Consider the following 23,377-nt stretch of genomic DNA (forward strand, 5'->3'; position numbering starts at 1 on the left):
TTATCTATCCTTTAGTAGTTTTTCTTAACAATATGGCGAGGCGATGAACCGAGTGGCTCTTCTACAAAAAGTGCCCCCATTGTGGAAACCATTGGAACATCCTGAATTGTAAATAGAATTGCATCTTCTGTGTCTGACGTATTACAATGCTCATGTTCTGACCAAGCAGGTGCCACACAGAGGTCTCCCTTTTCCCATTCCAGTTTTTCTCCGTCAATAATACTATAGCCTTGCCCCTCTATTACTAAGAAAAGGGCCATATTTGTATGACGATGTGCTCCATCATTCACACCAGGTTTAAGGACTTGAAAAACTGCGTTCAAAGTTGGTGTAATACCAACGCCATCTTGTGTATCGTTATTAACAAGAGAGACTGCACCTCGTCCCGCTCCTAAATCTTCATTTTTGACTGATTCCATAAGTCTTGGATGAACATCCTCCCACTTCCAAAGCCCTGGTCGCACCATTGCTTTGTTGGCTCTTTTAAGAAATTCTAAATAGGAAATAATCTCCGCTCTTTGATTACTCATCTTTTCTTCCTCCCCTTCATCTACTTTAAAAAGCTATATTCTTCTTTTGCTTTGTATTTTGCTTCATTGGACAAATTACGTTTGATTTGATGTATATGACCTTCAATATGTTTTACTATTTCCACATCCAAAATAAATTGGACAGGTTCTTTTTGGAACTCTTCATCCGTCAAGGATTCCAGTAATTCAGATACTGATACTGGAATCTTTTTTAGGCCGCTAATCGTATCTTCTATTAACATACCTTTTATGTTCTCTTCCGCTAATGCATATAGACGGCTTTCACTAAAATATGTCCGTTCCATTTTGATATTCGGATCCTTTAAAATTCCTTTAGCTAACTCAATCCAATAAGGAACTGCCTCAACAACATGGGAAACGATTTGAATAATAGACCATTCCTGTGGTGCTGGATTCCATCTAAATAATTCATCCTCTAAATCCTGTACAATATTAATCATTTCTTGGATATTGTTACCGACTAATTCTATCAATTCACTTTTATCTTTATACATGTTTTTGCACCTGCCTTCAATATTGTATATTTTATGTTTTAATATAACGCTGTTTCATTAAACTTTGTAATTAGATTTACTTTGCAATAAATACAATGCCATGACCTATAAATTTTAAATTTAGACTTAGTACTATATTCCCTTTAATTTGTCCTTTTACATAAACATGAGCATATTGTAGTTAATAGTGTCAAAGTAAAATTAAAGTTAATATCTGTAATTACCCGAAACCTCTACTTTCTTAGTCGCACTTCTTAACTATATGGCGTGGCGATGATCCAAGCGGTTCTTCTACAAAAAGTACTCCCATTGCGGAAACCATTGGAACATCTTGGATTGTAAATAAAATCGCATCTTCTGTGGCTGAAGTATTACAATGCTCATGTTCTGACCAAGCAGGCGCTACACAGAGGTCTCCCTTTTTCCATTCCAATTTTTCTCCATCAATAATACTATAGCCCTGTCCCTCTATTACTAAGAAAAGAGCCATATTTGTATGACGATGTGCTCCGTCATTCACACCTGGTTTAAGAACTTGAAAAACCGCATTCAAAGTTGGTGTGATACCAATGCCATCTTGTGTATCGTTGTTAACAAGAGATACGGCACCTCGTCCAGCTCCTAAATCTTCATTTTTAACTGATTCCATAAGCTTTGGATGAACATCATCCCATTTCCAAAGACCCGGCCGTACCACTGCTTTGTTGGCTCTTTTAAGAAATTCTAAATATGAAATAATATCCGTTCTTTGATTACTCATTTTAATTGTTTCCTCCCTTGTAATTTTAAGATTCTCAATTTCTGATTCACTGTATCAGCTCGTAGTTCAATTCTATATACACGAAAAGTAGTGATGAAACTTGCTATTTCAATTTTGTACAGCCTTCTTCCCCCTTTCTTCTCAAGTCAAACTAATAAGCAGATAATCTAGTACACTATTAGTGTACTCTGTTCACTAATTAGTTCTAGGTCCAAGAATAACATACAATAGATTCAGATTCAACTACTAATTTTGAATAAACTGAATAGATATTCACAGTAACACATTTAAGCCATATAATTTGACTTATAGCATTCCACGAAACTTTCTTTCCTGGGAAGATATTTATTTAAAGTCGTGTGAGAAATGGAGATGAACTTTTTTTTTTTTGTTGATGGGGTAATGATTGCTTGATGCGTTTTTACAACCATAGAGAGTATTGCAGACAGAATGAGCCAGCAGTGTGGAATTTTGAGCTACTGTTTGCGGACGATATAGCGGGTAAGTGCGAGAACAAGGGCCACTGGTTATATGGAAAAATAAATAAACAGCCATTGTAATTCTATCGTCCCAATGGCTGCTTGTTTAAACTTTTTATCTTCTAAATACCCTCAATAATTTCAATAGCCCAGCGAACGAGTTCATCATGATCTAATCCTTATCCAGCCTGCCTACAATTTAACGAGGTTAAATAGAAAAGTTTACCGGAATTATTAGACGAACTTACACTTGCTAAGTTTTCGACATATGGAAGTTTTCACAAATTGATTAGGAAATATACAAAAGTAAATTTACTCATCTTACAAGACGAGTGGTTACTTACAAATTTATCGACAAATGAAGCAGCAATCTTATTAGAAATCACTGAATCACATCACAAGACGGCGCTTCCACCATTTTCTGTTTGCAGATTGATCCAAGTGGATGACATTTGAAATTAGGAAATGAGACACCATCGCAAAAGCAATCCTAGATTGAATTATACATGATTTATATCAAATTTTGATTGATGGAGAAGTTCCGATGGGATAACGCCATGGTTTAGAAGGTTCTATATGATTCCATCGGAAGTTGAAAATCGTATAGCAAGATATTTCTTTCACATTTACTAGCGAAAGGTACCTGCGAGATTGAATTATGACAATTCAAGAGTTTGGATAAAAATTCACGGAGAAATCGACAAAGTGTTATATAGTCGTAATCCCCTTCTTATTTCATACAATTGTATTGAATTAATTGAATACTGTCTGGCACAGGTACCTAAAATTTGGATTATTTACATACACGCTTTACCACTCCTACCTAATCTTTTATATCAGCATATTCAATTTGGCGGTTTGGTGATAATAAAAGCATCTGTGCCAGGTTCAATCAGGAAAATTCACGACTTTGAATAAAAACCAGCAAGAGGATATTGTATTGTCAATATCCTCTTACTGGTTCTATGCAATCGTGTGATTAAATTTTCAAAGTGACCCGTTTAATAATCGGATATGTGAGTACGATACATACACTGCCTAGCACACCTAAGAAATGAAGTGACACATACATATTTCCCCATACCCAATTCCATAGACCACTCATATCTCCTAGCGTAAACCAAAGAAATCCAATAATACTTATGCTTAAAGCGGTTCCTAGTATCCATATATAACCAAAACGGTATAAAGCTGCTGAAACAATCGTACCTGTTCCAACGAAAAAGATACCAAGCAGTACATCCACCCAGAAATAAGATATTGGGTTGGATGCCCCGAACAAACTAGCAAAGTGAAAAATATGCGTTGTACTTATTGTCTTATCCGTTATGAATTCAGAGAGTTGGAATAACACATTATGAACAAGCATAAGCGAAACGATAAATAACAAATTACTGATAACCAGACTGTTTAAGTAATTGGTACGGGTACCTCCAAGTCCAACGGTAGATTTAAATGCATCGCCAAACATAAAAAACGGTAACATGAGCAGGATGCCGTAGATTGGTCCAGATATAAAGGGAGTAAAACTATCTGGATTTACGTAGTAACCAACTATACTATAGATGGTTATTAACACAAGTGTAATCGCAGTGAAAATATAAAACTGCAGTTTTAAATCTTTTAATATGATTGAAATTGGACCTTTTAAATTGTTCATGTCAACACTCCTAGGACGTTATATTCACAAGAAAATCTTGCATCGATGCTTTTTCTAATTGAATATGATTCTGTTCACAGCGTACTTGTAGTTCCTTTGTTAACGCAACATCGGCCATCACTTTGGATTGCCCCATTATCTGCGTTGTTTCTAAAATCTGTTCAGGCTTAACGACTTTTTTTATATCTTCTATTTTCCCCATCATGCTGACACCTTGTGTTTGAAAGTATTCAATTGGCTGATGAAATTTAATGCTGTGGTCTGATATAATCATTAGCTTTTCACAAAGTGGTTCAATTTCATTAATATGGTGTGAAGAAATCAAAATATAGCGCGGATCATTATCATAGGAATCCTTTAAAGCCTGAAAGAACTGTTTACGTGCATGGGCATCTAAACCGTTTGTTGGCTCATCAAAGATGGTCACTTTCGAATGACTTGCTAAACCAATGATCAGCTGGACCATCGTATGCATTCCCTTGGAGAAGGAAGTAATTTTCTTTTTTCTTGGTAACTTAAATTGTTCAACTAGCGCTTCTGCTTCTTCCTGATTCCAATTTTCGTTGAAAAGAGAAGCGAAATACAACGCATCTTTCACAGTCCAACTTTTTCCGAAGTAGTGGTCCTCCCTTAAATAACTAATCTTTTTTGAAACTGCACTATTATTATACGGATGCGTATCCAGTACCAAGACATTGCCCGAAACTTCACACTCTTGGCCAGATAATAATTTCATTAATGTTGTCTTCCCTGCACCATTTCTGCCCCATAATCCTGTTATAACAGGATGATCTTCATTGAAGGTTATATTTTCTAGAATCAACTCATCCTTATATTTAAAATTAACATTTCGTACATCAATGATTGTCATAGTATTCCTCCACCCTTTTCATTACTTCTTCTTTAGACATCTCTAATCGTTTCGCTTCTTCAACCAATAATTTAATATACGTTTCAGAGAAGCCTTGCACCCTTTCATTAATTAATTTAGCGCGGGCATGCGGGATAACGAATACACCAATCCCTCGTCTTTTTTCAACAATCCCCTCATCAACTAAAATCCCAATACCTTTTTGGGCAGTCGCTCTATTAATCTGATAAAAGTTCGATAACTCTGTAGTAGAAGGAATCTGCTCGCCTTCTTTAATCACGCCTTCCACAAGGCTATCTTTTATCATGTCAGCTATTTGAATAAATATTGGCGATTGATCATTTAAATTAACTTTCATTGCAATTCTCCTTTCCAACGAAAGTTCAGTTGATTAGTCGTGTAATCAACTATACACCTCGCAACTTATTTCGTCAAAGATAAATATTGTTAATTTGATCCTGGACATTACAAAATAGATGAAAATCACTATGAAGAAGCTGGCGAAAATGCACCTAAAATTACCCCGACAAATAATTTCTTGTCGGGGTTCATGTATGCAGGGCTTTGTAAATTTTTTTCGCGCACGCGTCAGTTAATGTAACAAACTATCCCTCTTCTTAACACCAATAGCCATCAAAACAACGCCTAATCCAAGGACAATAAAACCCGGGATAAAAAATCCATCTACTAAGAACAAACCAATGAAAAATAATGCTAGACCAATCTTAATATATCTCACTTAAGTTATCTCCTTCTTGTGTAATCCGTATTAATAAATAAAGGGATATCGACAAAGTATTATCTAGTCGATATCCCTTTTTTTATGCAATTGTTATGCGAAACGCTGCTATCCAGACGAGGCAGCTGCATTCTGTGAAGCTTTAGCACAGTCAATCGCTACAACCAGTGCCACGAGAAGTGGTTCCATTGAATCGTCTAGAATTTGTAACTGATAACTATCGCCCCAGGTGAACCATTGTTTGCTGACCACTCCAATAACTTTGTTGTTCTGGGAAACTTCGAAATCCATATCCCACCAATTCCCCTGTACTGTGATCCCTGCAGCATCAATTGTATAGCGTGCTTTTAAGAAAGAAAATTCCTTCTTAATCGTCATCGTTTCCTGGTTTTGTACATCGACAAAAAAGGTTGGCAGGAAACTAAATGTCTTTTTCGTAATCATAGCTACTTCATTCCGTGCATCATTCACAATAGAATATGTCTTCGGCACTTGCAGGAAGCTACCTTCCACGAAATACACTTCGTTCTCTTCTTCGTCTTTCACCGAAAATTTACCACTCAAACTAAATACATTTTGCTTAATATAAAGGTTTCTCATTGTAACTCCTCCCATTCCAAAACCATTTGCAGTTAAACTTGTTATCTCTTATACGGTACTGTCGGAGAAACGTTTCAATTTTGAATTTAGGTTTTTGAAATTATTAAGGAAAAGGTAAGCTGCATGGTGCTTTTATGATGATTCATGTAGAACTTATTGTCCATCTCGAACAAAAGTCCCCTTGGTTGAAGAATCTGGTAAAAGTGAAAGGTACCTGAAAAGTTGAATTATGACAATTCATGACTTTGGATAAAAATTCAAAGGGATATCGACAAAGCTTCCTTTAGTCGATATCCCTTTTCTCGTCTTATGCAATTGTAGTGAATTGTTTAAGTATTTTCTCGTACAGTGGTACCTCAAAAATGTTATACCGGCTTCACCTTCCATATCTCTGTCGCATATTCCTTTATTGTCCGATCGCTTGAAAACTTGCCTGAGTAAGCGATATTGGTCACGCTCATGGAGAGCCATTTAAATTTATCTCGGTATACTTGCTCCACATGCTCTTGAATTTCCAAATAAGGTTCGAAGTCTTTTAACACAAAATAAGGATCATTGTTATAAAGGATATTATAATAAATATCTTTAAATTCGATTTCATCAGTGCCAAATCCATTATTTAATTGATCCAGAATCCTGCTTATACGGTCATCACTATGATAGAGATCCATTGCACGATAGCCGCCGTGGGTATTATATTGTATGACTTCATCGGATTTTAAGCCGAAGATGAAAATATTTTGATCCCCAACTTCTTGTTTAATTTCAACATTCGCACCATCCAATGTGCCGACGGTTAGTGCACCGTTCATCATCAACTTCATATTCCCTGTGCCGGATGCCTCTTTACCCGCCGTTGAAATTTGTTCACTAACATCGGCTGCAGGTATGATGCGTTCTGCTAGACTCACGTTGTAATTCTCTATAAAAACTACTTTTAGCTTATCACGGATATCCGGATCGTTATTTATAATCGTGGCGACCTTATGAATTAGTTTAATAACCTCTTTTGCTAAGTGATAACTTGGTGCCGCTTTTGCGCCGAATATAAATGTTCGGGGTGTGATATCCATATTCGGGCTCGCTTTTAACTGATCATATAAATACATAATGTGAAAAACCTTCAGCAATTGCCGCTTATATTCATGTAATCGTTTTACTTGTACATCAAAAATCGATTGATCATCCACTAAAATACCTGTACGGTCATGGATGATCTTAGCCAAAATCTGCTTATTTTCAAGTTTAACTTGATTGACCTTCTCTAAAAAAGGCCGATCGCTCGAATACTTTAAAAGGTTGATGAGCTGGTTTGGACGCTGAATCCATTGTGAACCAATCGATTCCGTGATTAGTGCTGATAGTTTGGGATTCGCCTGTAGCAGCCAGCGACGGTGGGTAATTCCATTCGTCTTATTATTAAAACGTTCAGGGTAAAGTGAATAAAAGAGTTTCATTTCCTGTTTTTTCAATATTTCCGTATGTAATTTGGCTACACCATTTACACTGAAACTACCTACAATCGCTAGACGCGCCATATGAATTTGCCCATCAGCAATAACTGCTAGCTCCGGAATATCCTCTCTTAGCTCCTTATGATCAAACCAAATTCCTTTACAAAATCGTTCATTTATTTCATCGATAATCATATAAATTCTTGGCAGTAGCTGTTTCATCATCTCAACTGGCCATTTTTCAAATGCTTCACTTAATGTCGTATGATTTGTGTATGCGATGACTTTTGTCGTTACCTCCCAAGCATTATCCCAACTGAATTTAGCTTCGTCCAGCAAAATTCGCATCAGTTCTGGGATCGCTAAAGTTGGATGTGTATCATTTATTTGCATGACAACTTTTTCAGCTAAGTGCTTTAGTGACTTTTGATTATTTTGCTGGTAGGTTTTTATGATTTGTTGCAAACTAGCAGAAACTAGAAAGTATTGTTGCTTTAAGCGTAGCTCTTTCCCCTCGTATTGGGAATCATCCGGATAGAGGTAACCAGAAATTTGTTCAATTGAATGCTGATGATCCAGTTCGTGGTAATAGGTTGAACTCTCATCTGCGAAGCCTTCATGTGCATTTACCGGTTCAGCACTCCAAAGTCTTAGTGTATTCGTTGCGCCATTTCGATAACCAATAATGGGAATATCATACGGAACAGCCATTACTTTGTCCGTGTTTTCATATTTAAATTCAAGATTGCCATCTGATTTTTGAAACATGCTGACGTCCCCACAAAAATCGATACTAACCGCTTCATCGGCCCGCCTAGTTTCCCATGGATATGGGTTCTTTAACCAATTATCAGGTAGCTCAATCTGATTTCCATGAATAATTCGCTGCTCAAATAAGCCATATCGGTATCGGATCCCAAAACCATGGCCAGCATATTTCAGGGAAGCTAACGAATCAAGGAAACATGCTGCTAAGCGGCCTAATCCACCGTTTCCTAAACCAGCATCATGCTCCTGTCCATATACTTCTTCTGGACTGAAACCGAGTTTTTGAAGGGCTTGATTTGAAATATCGAGCATCCCACAATTAAGCAAATTGCTTTTGAGTAAACTGCCAATTAAAAACTCCATAGATAAATAGTAAACCTGTTTATTCATTTTTTCTTCATACTTCTTTTTTGTCGCTTCCCATTGTGGCAAAATTTCTTCATTGACAATCGCCGCAATTACATAATAAATATCGCTATTACGGGCATCCTGTAGATTTTTTCCTGTTTCTTTTTTTAATTTATGGCCCATTTTATCAATAAACTCATCAACTGTTAGCTCAGGCAAAAAACTTCTCTCCCTTATCGCGCATAATCGGTTAAATTTCTTGTACCTGAAATTTCAAATCTACTCTCCATTAATTTTCCGTAAAGCGTTGTATATTCTTGTGCTGATTCTTTCCAGCTAAATCGACTTTTATTCACATTCTGACTTAGCTTCAGCCACTGCTCGGGCTGATGAAATATTGTTAATGAGTAGTTCAAAACTGTCAGTAGTTCATGTGCATTATAATTCGTAAAACTGAACCCATTTCCTTCACCCGTTGACTCATTAAAGGCATGAACGGTATCTTTTAGACCCCCGGTTTCACGAACAATCGGTACGGATTTATACTGTAACGCAATAAGCTGAGCCAAGCCACAAGGTTCAAACAGGGATGGCATAATAAAAAAGTCGGACGCTGCATATAACTGACGGGCCAACGCCTCATCGAATGTCAGCATGGTCACTAATTTAGTCGGATGGCGGTGAACAGCTTCCCTAAAGAAGTGTTCAAATTCTGGTTCTCCAGTCCCTAAAATAATTAATTGAACATCATTTTCAAGAAACGCATCTAAAATATGCTCCACTAGATGCAATCCTTTCTGTTCAACGAGCCGGGTAATGATTGTATAAAGCGGCTTATCCCCGTCAATTGGCAAGCCTACTTTCTCCTGCAATATTAATTTGTTTTCTTTCTTTTTATTTCTTGAAGAACGAAAAGGAACAGGAACGGCTGGATCTGATAATGGATTATACTCTTTTGTATCAATCCCATTTAATATACCGACCAAATCTTTTTCTCGTTCTACCAATATCGATTCGAGCCCCTCACTAAAGTAGGGGTCTTTGATTTCTTCCGCATAAGTCGGGCTAACTGTCGTGATTTTATCTGCATGGAACAGTGCGCTTTTCAGGCAATTTAACATTCCGTTCCATTCCATTCCGGCAATATGTTCTTCTGGTAACTGGAAGAAGTCCCCATAGGTATCAAGTTTCATGAGACCTTGGTATTTAATGTTGTGGATGGTAAACACAGTTTTCATATGCTCAACCGGCTGTTTAATTTTAGCAAGTGCAACAGCGATTCCTGCTTGCCAATCATGTGCATGCAAGATATCCGGCTTAAAGTCTAGATGATGGAGTGCCTCTATCACCGCATGGCTAAAAAAGACAAACCGCTCCCCATCATCATAGTAGCCATATATTCCTTTTCGCGTGAAATAAAACTCATTCGCAACAAAATAATACATAATATTTTGGTGGGTTAACGTATAAATACGCACTTCCTGATTACGCCAGCCAAATTCCACGTTAAAAGAGGAATGGTATGTCATTTGTTCATGCCATTCCCCTTCGATTTCATCATAAAGCGGTAAAATTACACGTACATCGACCTTTTCAGTCGTTTGCAATGCTTGCGGGAGAGACCCGATTACATCCGCAAGTCCACCTGTTTTAACAAAGGGTGTACACTCTGATGCGACAAATAATATATTTTCCATTGTTGATCTCTCCTTTATCGTAGCCCGAAGCGTCTATCGTAAAGTTTTACTTTTTGCGACGACATATGGCTTTTCTGTAGATCCGATTAATTTTTGATTTGCTGTAACATGTACATCTTTATCCAAAATGACATTTTCCAAATAAACACCCGCTTCAATTTTGCAACGTTGCATGATAATGGAGTTTTTAATAGTGGCACCTGCTTCTACAGATACCCCTCGAAATAATATACTACCTTCTACATCCCCATCGATTTGACAACCATTCCCTAGAATCGATTTTCTAACTTTCGCGCCAGCTCGGTATTTCGTTGGTGGTTGATTGCCTATTTTTGTCCGGATGAATGGTTGTTTATAAAATAATGCGCGGTAATTGTCTTCATTCAATAAATTCATATTATGTCTGTAATAACTTTCAATCGAGTTTACAAATACGCCATATGCTTTATTTTCATAAGTTTGCACTTTAAAATTGGCAAGTCTATCCTTTATGCCATGCACGAAAAAGTGATTTTCATTGTGGGCGATACATTGGTCCACCAGTGACATTAATAAATCCTTATTAATAATGTACACGCCTGTAAATAGTTCGTGATTGTTCAAATCATTCGTTATTTTCGTAACCCAGCCTGCCCCGTCCTTCTCAATTCGATAGCAGGATTCGTGTTCCGCATTTAATGATTTTTGTTGCGTCGACACAAGCGTGATATCTGCTTTCCGCTCAAGATGGAACTTAAATGCATCCGAATACTCTGTATTAGAAATATACTGCCCTCCGCTTACTAGAACATAGGCTGATTTACCACGATTAAAATAATCACGGTTATTATGGAAAAATCGCAAGTCACCCTTTGAAATGTCAGACGGGTCATTCCAATCTGGCGGTAAGATAAACAAACCGCCATTTTGTCTGTCCAACCCCCAATTTTCCCCTGTTTCTAAATGATCCATTAAAGAACGATATTTACTGGAAGTGAATACAGCTATTTCTTCAACACCCGAATCTCCCATATTGGAAAGAGGGAAATCAATTAAACGATACCTTCCTGCAAACGGGATAGAAGCACCCGAGCGAAAATAAGTTAATTCGTGAAAAAAGTGGTGCTCATGCTCTAAATTAATCAAACCCATCATGGTTTCCATCTGTCTGCCCCCTTAGACTTTTGCTGATACTAATAGATTCGTTATTGATTCTTGATTGATCACGAGTGGTTCCTCATCCGCCTCAACTTGAATACGGGTTCCATCTGGTATATCAGTGTCCTCCATCACAATCACTCTTTCTAAAACAACATTTCGGCCAACTTTAACACCAGGGTGTAAAATGGACTGGGATACAATGCTATTTTTTTCGATTGATACATTCTCGAATACAATCGTATTATCCACTGTGCCGTCTATCCAGCAGCCAGAGTTAATAAGTGAATGTTTCACAACTGCGGTTTCACCAATATACTGCGGGGGGATATTCGACTCATTCGAATAAATCCTCCAGTCCTTATCATTTAAGAGAAACTGCAAATCCTCGTCTAGTAAATCCATATTCGCTTCCCAATAGCTTTCAATCGTTCCAACATCTTTCCAGTACGATTCAAAAAGATAGGCATACAGTTTCAAACCATCATCCAACATGGCTGGAATGATATCATTTCCAAAATCATGACTGGACTGTTCATTCGCTGCATCATCCAGTAAATAAGATTTTAAAGTTGACCAATTAAATATATAGATTCCCATGGAGGCTAAATTACTCTTTGGTTTTTTAGGTTTTTCATCGAACTCATAAATTTGCAAGTCCTCTTCTGTATTAAGAATGCCAAACCGAGATGCTTCTTCCCAAGGTACTGGTTTAACAGAAATCGTCGCATCCGCACCCGTTTCCTTATGTTGCTGGAGAAGCTTTGTGTAATCCATTTGATAAATATGATCGCCAGAAATTACAATTACATATTCCGGGTCATAACTCTCGATATAATGCATGTTTTGAAAAATGGCATCAGCCGTACCTGCATACCAATCTCCGCCATCTTGTGCGGTATAAGGGGACAAAACCTGCATACCGCTATTAAGACCGCCCATTCCCCATGGGCCACCATTTCCAATATGTTTATTTAATTCGAGTGGTGAATATTGCGTCATAACACCTACCCTTTGTAAACTGGAATTCGCGCAATTGCTTAATGCAAAATCAATAATACGATACTTTCCGCCAAAAGGTACCGCCGGTTTTGCAAGATCTTTCGTTAATAACCCTAACCTTTTACCTTCCCCACCAGCTAACAGCATCCCTACACAATTCTTCATAGATTAGCCTCCTTATAATGAATCGTTTTCTCACGTTTGAAAATAGCAATTGCTAAAGGGGGTACTTTTATTTTTATATGTTGGTCTGCATTATGCCATTTCTCTGGGAACGTGAAATGCTCTTCGCCATTTAGCTGACCTGATCCTCCAAACATTGCTGCGTCTGAATTGAAAACTTCTTTATAAATTCCAGGTTCCAGCACACCAATTTTATAGTCATAACAAACAGTTGGCGTGAAATTACATACGACAATTAACGAATCTTTCTTACTAGCACTAAACCTTTGGAATGCTATAATACTTTGTTCTACATTATGCGGATCGATCCACTTAAATCCTTCCGGGTTATGATCCAACTCATAAAGCTCAGGGTATGCTTGATAAAATTGATTTAGTACCTTTACATACTTTTTTATCTCTTGGTGGAGCGGATACTCCAACAAATGCCAATCAAGTTCCTCCCGATCTTTCCATTCAGCATATTGTCCTAATTCCCCCCCCATAAATAATAACTTTTTACCGGGATGGGTCATCATATAGCCGTAGAGTAATCTCAAGTTGGCGAATTTCTGCCATTGGTCTCCGGGCATTTTATTTAACAAAGATTTTTTACCATGAACCACCTCATCATGTGATAATGGCAATAGAAATTTCTCTGAATAGGTATACATAAATGAGAAAGTAAGTAAGTTATGATGCCATTTACGATGAATCGGATCGCACGCCATATATTTCAGCATGTCGTTCATCCAACCCATATTCCATTTAAAGTCAAAGCCAAGTCCGCCACTATATGTTGGCGCCGTTATTAACGGTAAATCCGAACTATCCTCAGCAATCATGAGTACACTCGGATTATAGAAGTGCATTACTTCATTTAATTTCTTAATAAACGCGATGGCTTCCAAGTTTTCGTCTTCCCCATAACTGTTATAGATTTTCTCTTCACCGTCTGCTTTGTCAAAGTTAAGGTAAATCATACTGGCCACCGCATCGACCCGAATCCCGTCAATGTGGTATTCCTCCGCCCAGAAAAGAGCATTCGAAATTAAAAAACTTTGCACCTCTGGCCGTCCAAAATCGAAGGTTAATGTTCCCCACGATTTTTTATCTGCCTTACGTGGATCGCTATATTCATACAATGCTTGTCCATCAAATTGACGAAGTCCAAAATCGTCCTTACAGAAATGACCTGGTACCCAATCCATAATCACGCCTAAATCATGCTGATGACATTGGTCTACGAAATATTTAAAGTCATCTCGTGACCCGAAGCGCGATGTGACCGAAAAGTATCCAGTGATTTGATAACCCCATGACGGATCGTATGGATGTTCAGCCAGTGGCATAAGTTCTATATGCGTGTAGCCGAGCGATTTGACATAAGGAACCAAAGACTCCGCTAGTTCCAGGTAGGTGTAAAATTCGCTTGCGTCTTTTGTCTCCCATTCTTCCAATTGCTTGCTTTTTTTGGTCTTCCACGATCCTAGATGTACTTCATAGATGGAGATTGGTGCTGCATAGGGGTCTAGCATTTGTTTTCTTTTCTGCCATTCCTGGTCCTTCCATTCATAAGTAGAAACAGTTGGCGTAACAGATGCAGTAGCTGGTCGAATCTCGGATTCAAGTGCGTATGGGTCTGCTTTTAAAACCACCTTGCCATTTTGTGAATGAACTTCATATTTATAGGAGGTGTTTTCACTGATATCCGTAAAAAAACCGACCCAAAGTCCAGCCTCTGTTATCCGTTTTAACGCATGTCGATTTCCTTTCCATAGGTTAAAGTCACCCACAACGTGAATGCCACTAGCGTTAGGTGCCCACACCCCAAAGCGATAGCCAGCTTTTCCTTTCCATTCGATGAGATGGCACCCCAACAATTTCTGACTATAATAATTCGTGCCTTGATGAAATAAAAATAGATCTTCTTCAGAAATATAATAATCCATAAGTCTGCCCCCTCATGATGCAACCTGCAATTTTATTCGACGAAAAAAGCATAACGGTAGTAACTCTATTAAGTAATCAATCATCAATAAACTATTTTATATTCAATACATCAGTTTAAAAGACAAGCAAATTATCCATACTTTCAATCAGCGACGAGAGGAAGTAGTACCTTGTCTTTATGTGGAATAATAAAAGTTTTTACTTATTACTCTATTTCTAATTTAGTATACAACACTTAAACTAATATTTGTTCAGAATACTCTGAACAAAATACTACATTCTTCGACATTATTGCTTTATTTTAAAAAGTCAGTTAGACAAAACGACTTAAAAACCTGACAACTTCCAAAAACAACGATAGAATCATATACTAATTAGAAGAATTGCATAGATGGGGTGTTATATTATGAAGAATCTTGCGGCGTGGATAGATGACGTATTTGTTTTAACGGTAAAAGTTCCAAATATAGCCACAATCATGAAAGAAGCAAATCCACCTATTGTTTACTGGGAGGCAATGGATACGTACTTTCCTGTAAAACTCGATCAGGCAATCGACTTTACTACTGTACGTATGACCTTTGTGGACGAACTACCAATGGGAGAAGATCTAGTTTTAAATTGGGGGAAACTGCGTGTACCTATCTATCCGCGCGCAATCGTTCGAACGGATTGGTTTGAACAACGGTATTCCAGCTTGGATACCGAATTAGGTGCTGTCTATAAAGAAACAGCTACCACTTTTTCTGTATGGGCGCCAACTGCAATGTGTGTAAAGCTCTGTCTTGACCATCAACTATATGCACTAGAACGTGGAGAAAATGGGATTTGGACCAGTCAGATTTCCGGGAATTGGCACGAGTTTCCTTATCAATACGAAGTGACTGTCAATGGACAAACCACTCGCGTGAACGATCCTTACTCGAAAGCATTGCTTGCCAACAGCGAGAAAAGTGTTGTCGTCGATCTAGCAAAGACCAATCCACCCAGTTTCGACGAAAATATAAGACCCAAACTGCAACATTTACAAGATGCAATCATTTATGAACTGCATGTCAGAGACGCAACTAGTCAAAAAGCAGGTGGAATTCAAAACAAAGGGAAATTTTTAGGGTTGACCGAAACAAATACAGCTACGGAAAATGGCTATTCAACAGGGATTTCCTATATAAAGGAACTTGGTTGCACCCACGTACAGATTCTGCCAATTAATGATTTCGCCCGCGTGAACGAGCTGCAATCGGAAAAAGATTATAATTGGGGCTATGATCCACTCTATTTTCAAGTACCAGAAGGAAGTTATGCCACCGCCCCTGAAAATCCTATCTCTCGAATAAAAGAATGCAAAGAAATGATTCAGTCATTTCATCAAATTGGCCTATCCGTCATTCTCGACGTCGTATATAATCATGTGTTTGTAATGGAGGAATCTGCATTTGAAAAATTAGTTCCAGGCTATTATTTCCGCTATCATAATGATGGAAATTTAAGCAATGGTACTGGGGTAGGCAATGATTTTGCGACAGAACGGAAAATGGCACAAAAGTTCATTTTGGATACGATAGACTTTTGGCTTACAGAATACCGCGTGGATGGCTTTCGTTTTGACCTAATGGGTGCGATGGACATAGAAACAATTAGGAAAATTCGCGACCGTTGCGCACGAGAAGCAACACCAATTATGCTGCTAGGAGAAGGATGGGATCTATCCACTGCCTTGCCTTCCGAAATGAAGGCTACTTCCTTTAACTCAAGCCAATTGGAGAACATCCGCTTCTTTAATGATTATTTCAGGGATTCGGTAAAGGGAAATTTATTTGACACGGCCGATAGAGGTTATATAAATGGAAATGGCCGATTTATCGAACGGTTACCACATCTCGTTTCAGGATCTGTTTTAGATAAATTCGGGCCTCCCTTTGTTTCCGAAATAAACCAGACCATAAATTATGTAGAATGTCATGATAACCATACACTTTGGGATCGGCTTCAACTTACCAATGCACAATCTAGTGTAGACGAAAGGAAGAAAATGCATCAACTAGCTACCGGGATCACCTTATTAAGTCAAGGCGTACCCTTTCTTCATGCGGGTCAAGAATGGTTTAGAAGCAAGCAAGGTGATGAGAACAGCTATATTTCCGGGGACCACATCAACCAATTAGACTGGAAGATGCGGGAAGTGGGAGATGAGAATATAGAATTCATAAAAAAACTCATAGCAATAAGAAAAAAGTATCGCATCTTCCGCCTCCGCTCTAAGCAGGAGATTGAAGAACGATTCCAAGTTTTAGATACACCTGCGACTGTTTTCGGCTTTACACTCTTTGGAGACAACGATGACTTTGCGATTTATATAAATCCAACCAATTCACATCAGCAACTCCACTTACCTTCATCAGGTAAATGGCAAGTACTTGCAACCAATCATGTAGCAGGACAGACAAATAGCGAGGGCATTACTGGAGAGTTTACACATATTAACCCTTATGAATTAATTGTTTTAAAAAGGCCATTGAATCCGCGTGATTCCGCACTTCAAGAGGCAAAAATAATTTGGTAGTTTGGACTCAAAAAGGTACCTAAAATTCGTTTTCTTATACGGCAAAGCTATATATAGTCGATATCCTCAACGCATTTTATCCAATTGTTGTGCTTTGTCAAACAGCGTCTTGCAAAGATGCATTAATAAAGGTGAAATAAAAAGCCACCGATAGTATTTTTTTCGCTGGCTTTTCGGTATATTATGAAATTTATCATCTTTTCTTCTTTTTTAAATCTAGTTTGTTTTTATCCACTAGTTTTTCTAACTCGACAAATACGTAATGTTTGTTTTCCGCCATCTCCTGAACCTTGATCACTATTCCGTTACGTCCTTTTATTCTTACACTTTCATTGACGGAAGGTATGATTCTTAATGCCTTGTTTAATAGATAGGTGTTACCTTCATAAAAATGAATGGAATACATATTCTAGTCCCCTTATTCATATTCTGAACGCCGAATCCATTCATTTTATGATATTGAAGGGGATTTAGAACCTCGTAAATAGGTATCTATGCCAAACTATCGAAATAGTGAAAGGTACCTGTGTAAGGTTCAATTAAGAATATTCATCGTTTTCGGATAAAAACTCAAAAAGATATCGACAAAGTGTTATATAGTCGGTATTCCCATTCTGCATTTATGCAATTGTTGTGTATTGTCCGAATACTGTCCCGCACAGGTACCTGAAATTCAGGTTATCTAAGACCGTGGGAGAGTCCCCTTCCCCTGAATACTCATTATTATATAAGACTAATATTTTTCCAGCACCTACTGTAATCATTAAAGGAACATCTTTAACCGCTTTAGGAAAAATACAAACTGTAGTTTTCGCATTTGTCGAAAGATAATTCGAAGAGTTGATTAAAGATTCGATTATATTATTATCAAGCTCCTTATTGTCTGTTTCATTAATAATTTTCAATAATCCTGATTTGTTTTTTGATGCATTTTCTAGTAAAAACTCTGCCATATACTCATACTCACCATCCGCAAAGCATTGATCATAAATAGGATCAATTACTTCCTCTTTATATATTTGATTTAAATCACCTTGCTTTAAATCAGCAGTCACTTTATGATGATAGGAATCATGTAAATTTAAAGTGTTGATTATCGAATATTCCTGACCAGTGTTCGGGAGCTTTTCATTAGAAACGTGTCTCGCTAGTGTATTGCCGGAATAGTGTCCCGCACAGGTACCTGAAACTTATATAACAAATCAGCAAGTAGTCAAGGGTTATTTTCAATCAGTTTTTATCTAGATGACTTGGGATAAAAAAATAAGGGAATACCGACTAAGTCTTTATACAGTCGATACCCCCTTATCATATTATGAAATTGTGTTAAATTCACTTAGTTCCTTGAACAAGATACCTAAAACACTATTAGTGATTATTGAAATCATAAATATACTTTATTTAAGTAAAAACTTTACTTAAGATAACATCAAGATTCATTCCAATAAATTACTATAATCACTTTTCTTTACTAATTCCTTTGCATCCATTTTTGTCCACTCTGGTATTAGAGTATTAGGATTTTTGTTAATGAAACTTTCAGTAATTTTATAACCTATTTTGTAATCTGCCCACATGGGAATTGCTATGGTTGAATTATCATATAAAAAGTCATCGTAATCCTCGTAATTTGTTGAATCATGGATTTTATTTAATTTTTCTAAGATCGCAGTCTCTTCATTTTCTGATAATTGGACTGTCCAGGGAACGGTCACTGCGGGATATAAAGTCTTGGCAAAATTGTCCGCTTTTCCTTCAGTAATTATTCTATCTAATATAGTTGAAATACCTTGGGTTCCGTTATGTGACATATGAACGGTATGATTATATTCGTGGGCCACCGCATACTTTAACATTTCTTCTTCAAAAGATGGATCCAGCATAAGAATAACTTTATTATCAAAAAAGCTAGCCCCACTGACTCCTTTCATATTAATAATGGAAAACCAATCGTCTGGGATAATTGGAAATACATAAAACGTTGTATCTCCGCCCGGTAATATTTCAATTGATTCCACTATTGCCTCTTCTATCCAACGACTAATTTCTTTTGCATTTTCAAGTAATTCATTTGTATTTTCTTCTAATTCCTTTAATTTGTTAGTTGGTTTCAAAAAGTCTTCTAAATTATAATAGTCTATAGAAGATTTATCCTGGAATGGCATTAATACAGCTTTTGTAAATGTATCCTCATTATCAAGTGTAGGGTTTTCGCTCTTTAACTTTGTGTAGTTAAGCATTTCTTCAAAAAAGTAAATAACTTCAATTTCTTGTCCATTGTATGTGCTTTGAACAGAAACTTGATCAATTCCTCCTTTTATTTGTTTTGTGTCATTAGAGCAAGCAAAGGTGAAAATTACCGATAGCAGAATAATCAACAACTTAATTATTTGTTTCATTTACTCTCTCCAATCGTTTATACTGTCTAATTTAATCCCATTTAAACTTTAAATATATTAAAATATGTCTTTACTTATAAATAATTAAATATTAGGTGATTTTAGACCGTTATTCTTCTAAATAAGTTTATTGCCATCTTTTAAAACAATATTACGAAAAACTTGGTATTAGGTCAACTCTTTACCCAGATAAAGATGCATTAATTATCGAAATATGTTGGCAAGTGGATTTTTCACATACATAAATTACCTGCCGTTTACTACATTTCTATCATGCCATAAACAAATGTAATGTCTGTCTTTTCTCAGTAAATACCGCCATTATATACCTTGTTAACATAAAATAAGGGAATATCGACTAAGCCTTTACTTTCGGTATCCTCTTATCATATTGTGGAATTGTGTTAACAAACTGAATGTTTCTAGCACGGGCACCTAAAATTAGTGAAAGGTACCTGTGTAAGGTGCAATTAAGAATATTCATCGTTTACGGATAAAAACTCAAAAAGATATCGACAAAGTCTTATATAGTCGGTATTCCTATTCTATATTTATGCAATTTTTGTGTATTGTCCGAATACTGTCCCGCACAGGTACCTGAAATCATTTTAATTCATCAAATCGCTGAAAAATTCGCCTATGAAATCGAAAACGGAGAAAACGTCGCCGCGATCCAGCAAATCCAAGATCGGATGATTGGCGAATATTGTGATTTAGTAAAAGCAGCATCATTAAAAAAATATTCATACATGACACAACGTGCAATCGAACATATTATAAGTCATTACGATCAACAAATTAATACTCAGGAACTCGCTGCCCATTGCCATACCCATCCTGGGAATTTATCAAGAAAATTTAAAAGCGAAACAGGTATGACAATTACAGAATACCAACAAAACCTACGCACGACACAGGCGAAGCAACTTCTAAAAACAGAAAACTTGCCGATTGACGAAATCGCTTGGATGGTCGGCTATGGCGACGCATCCTACTTTGGACGAGTGTTTAAAAAGCATACGGGACACGCACCATCCGACTTTAGGAGAAATGCGGAAGAATAGAAAGATGGATGAGAAAGTGCAAAGTTGAATTATGACAATTCATTAATTTGAATAGAAATACAAATAGGATATCGACAAATCGTTCCTTAGTCGATATCCTATTTCTCGCCTTATGCAGTTGTTGTGAATTGTTTGAGTGTTGTCACACACAGGTACCCAAATTTTATCGTGGACAAAAGTCCCCTTGGTTGAAGGATGGTAAAAAGTATCTGCGTCACAAACAATCATGATTGTATATATTTTCACGATAATTTCTTGCACAGGTACCAAAAATTAATTTCCTTGTGTGCTCCATCCATTGTCACGGTATCTGAATATAGAGTAACCCCATTAAACTCGGCGCAAACCAATTGCCCTTTTTCTTTGTGTTTCAACAACTGATTTACAGCATTTTCTATTGTATCGCCGGGCGTAAAATTAACCTTCAAATAGTCTTTACTCATGCAAGCGCCCCTCCTAAATGATTAATTTTCGTGTCGCATAATTTATGATCGTACTATGTACTATTGAGCTTGTTAATTTTGTTCGCTGTCAATTTTGTTTTTTATAGATTGCAGCTCACTAATTAATCCTCCCAACTCTTTTGAATTAAATAAATAGGTAGTTGGCAATGGCGGTAACGTGCGGTCTTTACTTGTTAATCGTGTTAATAAAAACTCTAAATTTTTAATCTTACCAGTAACAAACTTACCTTCAACTGTTGTATGGCTTTTAAATTTCACTTTTTAATCCCACTCCTTAGTAATATGCAACCCTTGCATTTTTAATATAAATATCCATTGACCCTTGCTTATATACCATGCGAAATAACTCGAATATTTATTACCTAAGAACGAATCTAATCTTTTTAGCTATCTCTTTAGATTCACTCTTCGGAATATACTTCCAATTCAGAGATAATAAAGTTATAATGAAGCAGCGAAGGTATTAAGGACAAACTAATAAAGGGAGAAACACTTAATGAATGCAGTTATCAAAGGAAACACGTTCAAATCAGTAGCCCTATCTTTAATAGCAGTAATGTTGTTCGCTGTAATTTCTCCAGACTTAGCAAAGGCAAGTTCAACAGAAGCTGATCCTGTAGAAAAAAATCCTGTCCCTTTACTCCCTATAGAAAAAGTAATGCCGAATCCGTATGACAAATTACTACCAATTGATGAGTCAGAGTTTCCAGAGGACGAAGAATACTACAATGAGTTGGCAATGGGTCCAGTTGTCGTTGTAGCAACAGTGATTGGCATAGTAGCAGGTGCTATGGCTATCGGTAAAGGATGGTATGATGCAGGATATTGGGCAGGGAAACAAATGCACATAAAGAAAGGACTCACACCGTATCTCTATTTTAAATTCAGTAGTTCCTTTAGAAATTTAATCAGGATGCAAATCACGCTAGCTTTCGGTTATATAGTTTGGCTTGGTTTTAACGATTATTTTTGGGACCACCGCTAATTTATGATTACTCCATGACATAACATAATGAAAGGTTGATTATCCCTATGAATTTTGACTGGTTTTGGACTTGGTTTAGAGAAGTTGATTTTTACTTATTAGTAGTAGTAGCATTAATTTTCTTAATTCCTTCGCTGTATTTCCAAACTAGAAAGAAGAAAAGTCCGAAGAAAAAATGACCGTATCTATCTGGTTGCTTTTTCTTCTTTTTTGATTGTCATCCCATTACCTCTTATTTTCGAAAAAAAATAGGCAAGGACTCCCCTACCCATTTACCATTTGCGAATATCTTTGAGCCCCTGCTTCTGGAACCTCTCTGAAATATGCCATTTCGGGAATAAACTCAAAGAACATTCTTCCTTTAAAGCTGCTGTATTTGTTCTTTCCGACATGAACCTCGTATACAGGTTGTTTATCTGGATTGTCTTCACGCATCCAGTGAACTGTCGCCTGCTGGCCGCGTATGGAAACCTCGTTATAACAAAGCATTACTGCTTTTGATTCATACAAGATTTTTACCGATTCACGTATGTCATCTACTCCCGGTCTACGATTTCCATTAAGCTTACGGAACTCAGCTGTACAAATAATAGGAGTATCATATTTGGTTGCTATTTTAGTAAGTTGGTCGGCTATATGGTCATACTTTTCATTTCCACTTTTAGATCTAAATCTTTCATCACCGATAGTAATATCATGGAAGTTATCTATAAATACAACCAACTGATATGTAGGATCTATCTTCTGTAGCTCTACATGGTACTCTTCCATTGTTTTTTCAATGTATTCAATATCGGAGCCCATATTAACATCCATCATGGCGGGATTAATTAGTTTATACTATATAATTATAGATATTTTTATCTTACTCACTTTTATTTCGGTTCAAATATTCCTCTCGAATATCGGATAATGATTTACCTTTTTCTTTGTGCATTGCAAATACATAAGTTTGTACCGAAGACCAACCGAAAATTTCCCTTAGCCATTTTTGTATCGACTGTTCTTCACCTTCAACTAGTACATGCCCATTATTTAACAGCACTGCCTCTTCAGTTCGGTTTTTTGGTATGATAATATCACCAGCATGAATTACACCCCACTCAAGCATGTCCGAAATCCTTGGAAGGCTTCGCCGTATAATTTTGCTACTAGTCGGTTTGTACATAGTTGCTTTATTAGAAAAACCTACATAGTGAAAGGTACCTGTGCAAGGTTGAATTATGA

At 37.0% G+C, this 23,377-nt stretch carries 23 protein-coding genes and 1 pseudogene; 4 read left to right on the forward strand and 20 right to left on the reverse strand.

The window, feature by feature from the left end; translation table 11 throughout:
• Positions 1–11 precede the first annotated feature (11 nt).
• The 3 genes from AC25Y1_RS01865 to AC25Y1_RS01875 all read right to left on the reverse strand — a co-directional run bounded on the left by AC25Y1_RS01865 (position 12) and on the right by AC25Y1_RS01875 (position 1,805).
• A complete protein-coding gene (locus AC25Y1_RS01865; protein WP_488146231.1) occupies positions 12–530 on the reverse strand; it encodes a cupin domain-containing protein in 519 nt (172 codons plus the stop codon).
• A 20-nt stretch (positions 531–550) separates the two neighbouring features.
• Complete coding sequence (locus tag AC25Y1_RS01870; protein WP_488146232.1) at positions 551–1,045, reverse strand: DinB family protein; 495 nt, start codon at positions 1,043–1,045, stop codon at positions 551–553.
• Positions 1,046–1,286: 241 nt separating this feature from the next.
• Entirely contained in the window at positions 1,287–1,805 is a 519-nt protein-coding gene (locus AC25Y1_RS01875) for a cupin domain-containing protein (protein WP_488146233.1), read from the reverse strand.
• 665 nt (positions 1,806–2,470) lie between these two features.
• Between AC25Y1_RS01875 and AC25Y1_RS01880 the strand changes: the two are divergent.
• Positions 2,471–2,837: pseudogene (locus AC25Y1_RS01880) on the forward strand (ATP-binding protein); the annotation flags it as partial.
• A gap of 426 nt (positions 2,838–3,263) precedes the next feature.
• On the opposite strand, the gene AC25Y1_RS01885 reads toward AC25Y1_RS01880, so the two are convergent.
• From AC25Y1_RS01885 to glgB, 10 genes are all read right to left on the reverse strand, one after another.
• Entirely contained in the window at positions 3,264–3,944 is a 681-nt protein-coding gene (locus tag AC25Y1_RS01885; protein ID WP_488146234.1) for a hypothetical protein, read from the reverse strand.
• Between the two features lie 10 nt (positions 3,945–3,954).
• Positions 3,955–4,815 (reverse strand): ATP-binding cassette domain-containing protein, encoded by an 861-nt coding sequence (locus AC25Y1_RS01890; protein WP_488146235.1) that lies wholly within the window; start codon positions 4,813–4,815, stop codon positions 3,955–3,957.
• Positions 4,802–5,173: a GntR family transcriptional regulator gene (locus tag AC25Y1_RS01895; RefSeq protein ID WP_488146236.1), complete on the reverse strand. Its 372-nt coding sequence runs from the start codon at positions 5,171–5,173 to the stop codon at positions 4,802–4,804. Before AC25Y1_RS01895 ends, AC25Y1_RS01890 begins: the two co-directional genes overlap by 14 nt.
• Before the next feature lie 234 nt (positions 5,174–5,407).
• Positions 5,408–5,554, reverse strand: coding sequence for a hypothetical protein (locus AC25Y1_RS01900; RefSeq protein WP_488146237.1), 147 nt, complete (start codon positions 5,552–5,554; stop codon positions 5,408–5,410).
• A 108-nt stretch (positions 5,555–5,662) separates the two neighbouring features.
• Entirely contained in the window at positions 5,663–6,154 is a 492-nt protein-coding gene (locus AC25Y1_RS01905) for an LURP-one-related/scramblase family protein (protein WP_488146238.1), read from the reverse strand.
• Between the two features lie 365 nt (positions 6,155–6,519).
• Positions 6,520–8,943, reverse strand: coding sequence for a glycogen/starch/alpha-glucan phosphorylase (locus tag AC25Y1_RS01910; protein WP_488146239.1), 2,424 nt, complete (start codon positions 8,941–8,943; stop codon positions 6,520–6,522).
• A 14-nt stretch (positions 8,944–8,957) separates the two neighbouring features.
• Positions 8,958–10,421, reverse strand: coding sequence for a glycogen synthase (locus tag AC25Y1_RS01915; RefSeq protein ID WP_488146240.1), 1,464 nt, complete (start codon positions 10,419–10,421; stop codon positions 8,958–8,960).
• A gap of 33 nt (positions 10,422–10,454) precedes the next feature.
• Positions 10,455–11,564, reverse strand: a complete 1,110-nt coding sequence (gene glgD, locus AC25Y1_RS01920) for a glucose-1-phosphate adenylyltransferase subunit GlgD (RefSeq protein WP_488146241.1) — start codon at positions 11,562–11,564, stop codon at positions 10,455–10,457.
• A 12-nt stretch (positions 11,565–11,576) separates the two neighbouring features.
• Positions 11,577–12,725 carry a glucose-1-phosphate adenylyltransferase gene (locus tag AC25Y1_RS01925; protein ID WP_488146242.1) on the reverse strand — a complete coding sequence of 383 codons (1,149 nt, stop codon included), beginning with the start codon at positions 12,723–12,725 and terminating at the stop codon, positions 11,577–11,579.
• Entirely contained in the window at positions 12,722–14,674 is a 1,953-nt protein-coding gene (gene glgB / locus AC25Y1_RS01930) for a 1,4-alpha-glucan branching protein GlgB (protein ID WP_488146243.1), read from the reverse strand. Before glgB ends, AC25Y1_RS01925 begins: the two co-directional genes overlap by 4 nt.
• A gap of 407 nt (positions 14,675–15,081) precedes the next feature.
• On the opposite strand from glgB, the gene pulA reads away from it, so the two are divergent.
• Entirely contained in the window at positions 15,082–17,238 is a 2,157-nt protein-coding gene (gene pulA, locus AC25Y1_RS01935; RefSeq protein ID WP_488146244.1) for a type I pullulanase, read from the forward strand.
• Between the two features lie 193 nt (positions 17,239–17,431).
• Here pulA and AC25Y1_RS01940 read toward each other — a convergent pair whose 3' ends face one another.
• From AC25Y1_RS01940 to AC25Y1_RS01950, 3 genes are all read right to left on the reverse strand, one after another.
• Entirely contained in the window at positions 17,432–17,644 is a 213-nt protein-coding gene (locus tag AC25Y1_RS01940; protein WP_488146245.1) for a hypothetical protein, read from the reverse strand.
• A gap of 214 nt (positions 17,645–17,858) precedes the next feature.
• A complete protein-coding gene (locus tag AC25Y1_RS01945; protein WP_488146246.1) occupies positions 17,859–18,293 on the reverse strand; it encodes a hypothetical protein in 435 nt (144 codons plus the stop codon).
• Between the two features lie 381 nt (positions 18,294–18,674).
• Complete coding sequence (locus AC25Y1_RS01950) at positions 18,675–19,637, reverse strand: DUF2268 domain-containing putative Zn-dependent protease (RefSeq protein ID WP_488146247.1); 963 nt, start codon at positions 19,635–19,637, stop codon at positions 18,675–18,677.
• Positions 19,638–20,206: 569 nt separating this feature from the next.
• On the opposite strand from AC25Y1_RS01950, the gene AC25Y1_RS01955 reads away from it, so the two are divergent.
• On the forward strand, positions 20,207–20,701 hold the full coding sequence (locus AC25Y1_RS01955) for a helix-turn-helix domain-containing protein (RefSeq protein WP_488146248.1): 495 nt from the start codon (positions 20,207–20,209) through the stop codon (positions 20,699–20,701).
• Positions 20,702–20,943: 242 nt separating this feature from the next.
• Here AC25Y1_RS01955 and AC25Y1_RS01960 read toward each other — a convergent pair whose 3' ends face one another.
• Both AC25Y1_RS01960 and AC25Y1_RS01965 read right to left on the reverse strand, forming a co-directional pair.
• Positions 20,944–21,144, reverse strand: a complete 201-nt coding sequence (locus tag AC25Y1_RS01960) for a hypothetical protein (RefSeq protein ID WP_488146249.1) — start codon at positions 21,142–21,144, stop codon at positions 20,944–20,946.
• 72 nt (positions 21,145–21,216) lie between these two features.
• Positions 21,217–21,423 (reverse strand): hypothetical protein, encoded by a 207-nt coding sequence (locus AC25Y1_RS01965; RefSeq protein ID WP_488146250.1) that lies wholly within the window; start codon positions 21,421–21,423, stop codon positions 21,217–21,219.
• 238 nt (positions 21,424–21,661) lie between these two features.
• On the opposite strand from AC25Y1_RS01965, the gene AC25Y1_RS01970 reads away from it, so the two are divergent.
• On the forward strand, positions 21,662–22,150 hold the full coding sequence (locus AC25Y1_RS01970; protein WP_488146251.1) for a hypothetical protein: 489 nt from the start codon (positions 21,662–21,664) through the stop codon (positions 22,148–22,150).
• 264 nt (positions 22,151–22,414) lie between these two features.
• On the opposite strand, the gene AC25Y1_RS01975 is transcribed toward AC25Y1_RS01970, so the two are convergent.
• Positions 22,415–22,969 (reverse strand): DnaB-like helicase C-terminal domain-containing protein, encoded by a 555-nt coding sequence (locus tag AC25Y1_RS01975; protein WP_488146252.1) that lies wholly within the window; start codon positions 22,967–22,969, stop codon positions 22,415–22,417.
• A 46-nt stretch (positions 22,970–23,015) separates the two neighbouring features.
• Positions 23,016–23,261, reverse strand: coding sequence for a hypothetical protein (locus AC25Y1_RS01980; protein WP_488146253.1), 246 nt, complete (start codon positions 23,259–23,261; stop codon positions 23,016–23,018).
• Positions 23,262–23,377: the final 116 nt, after the last annotated feature.

The organism is Sporosarcina sp. Y1009 (assembly GCF_057669865.1).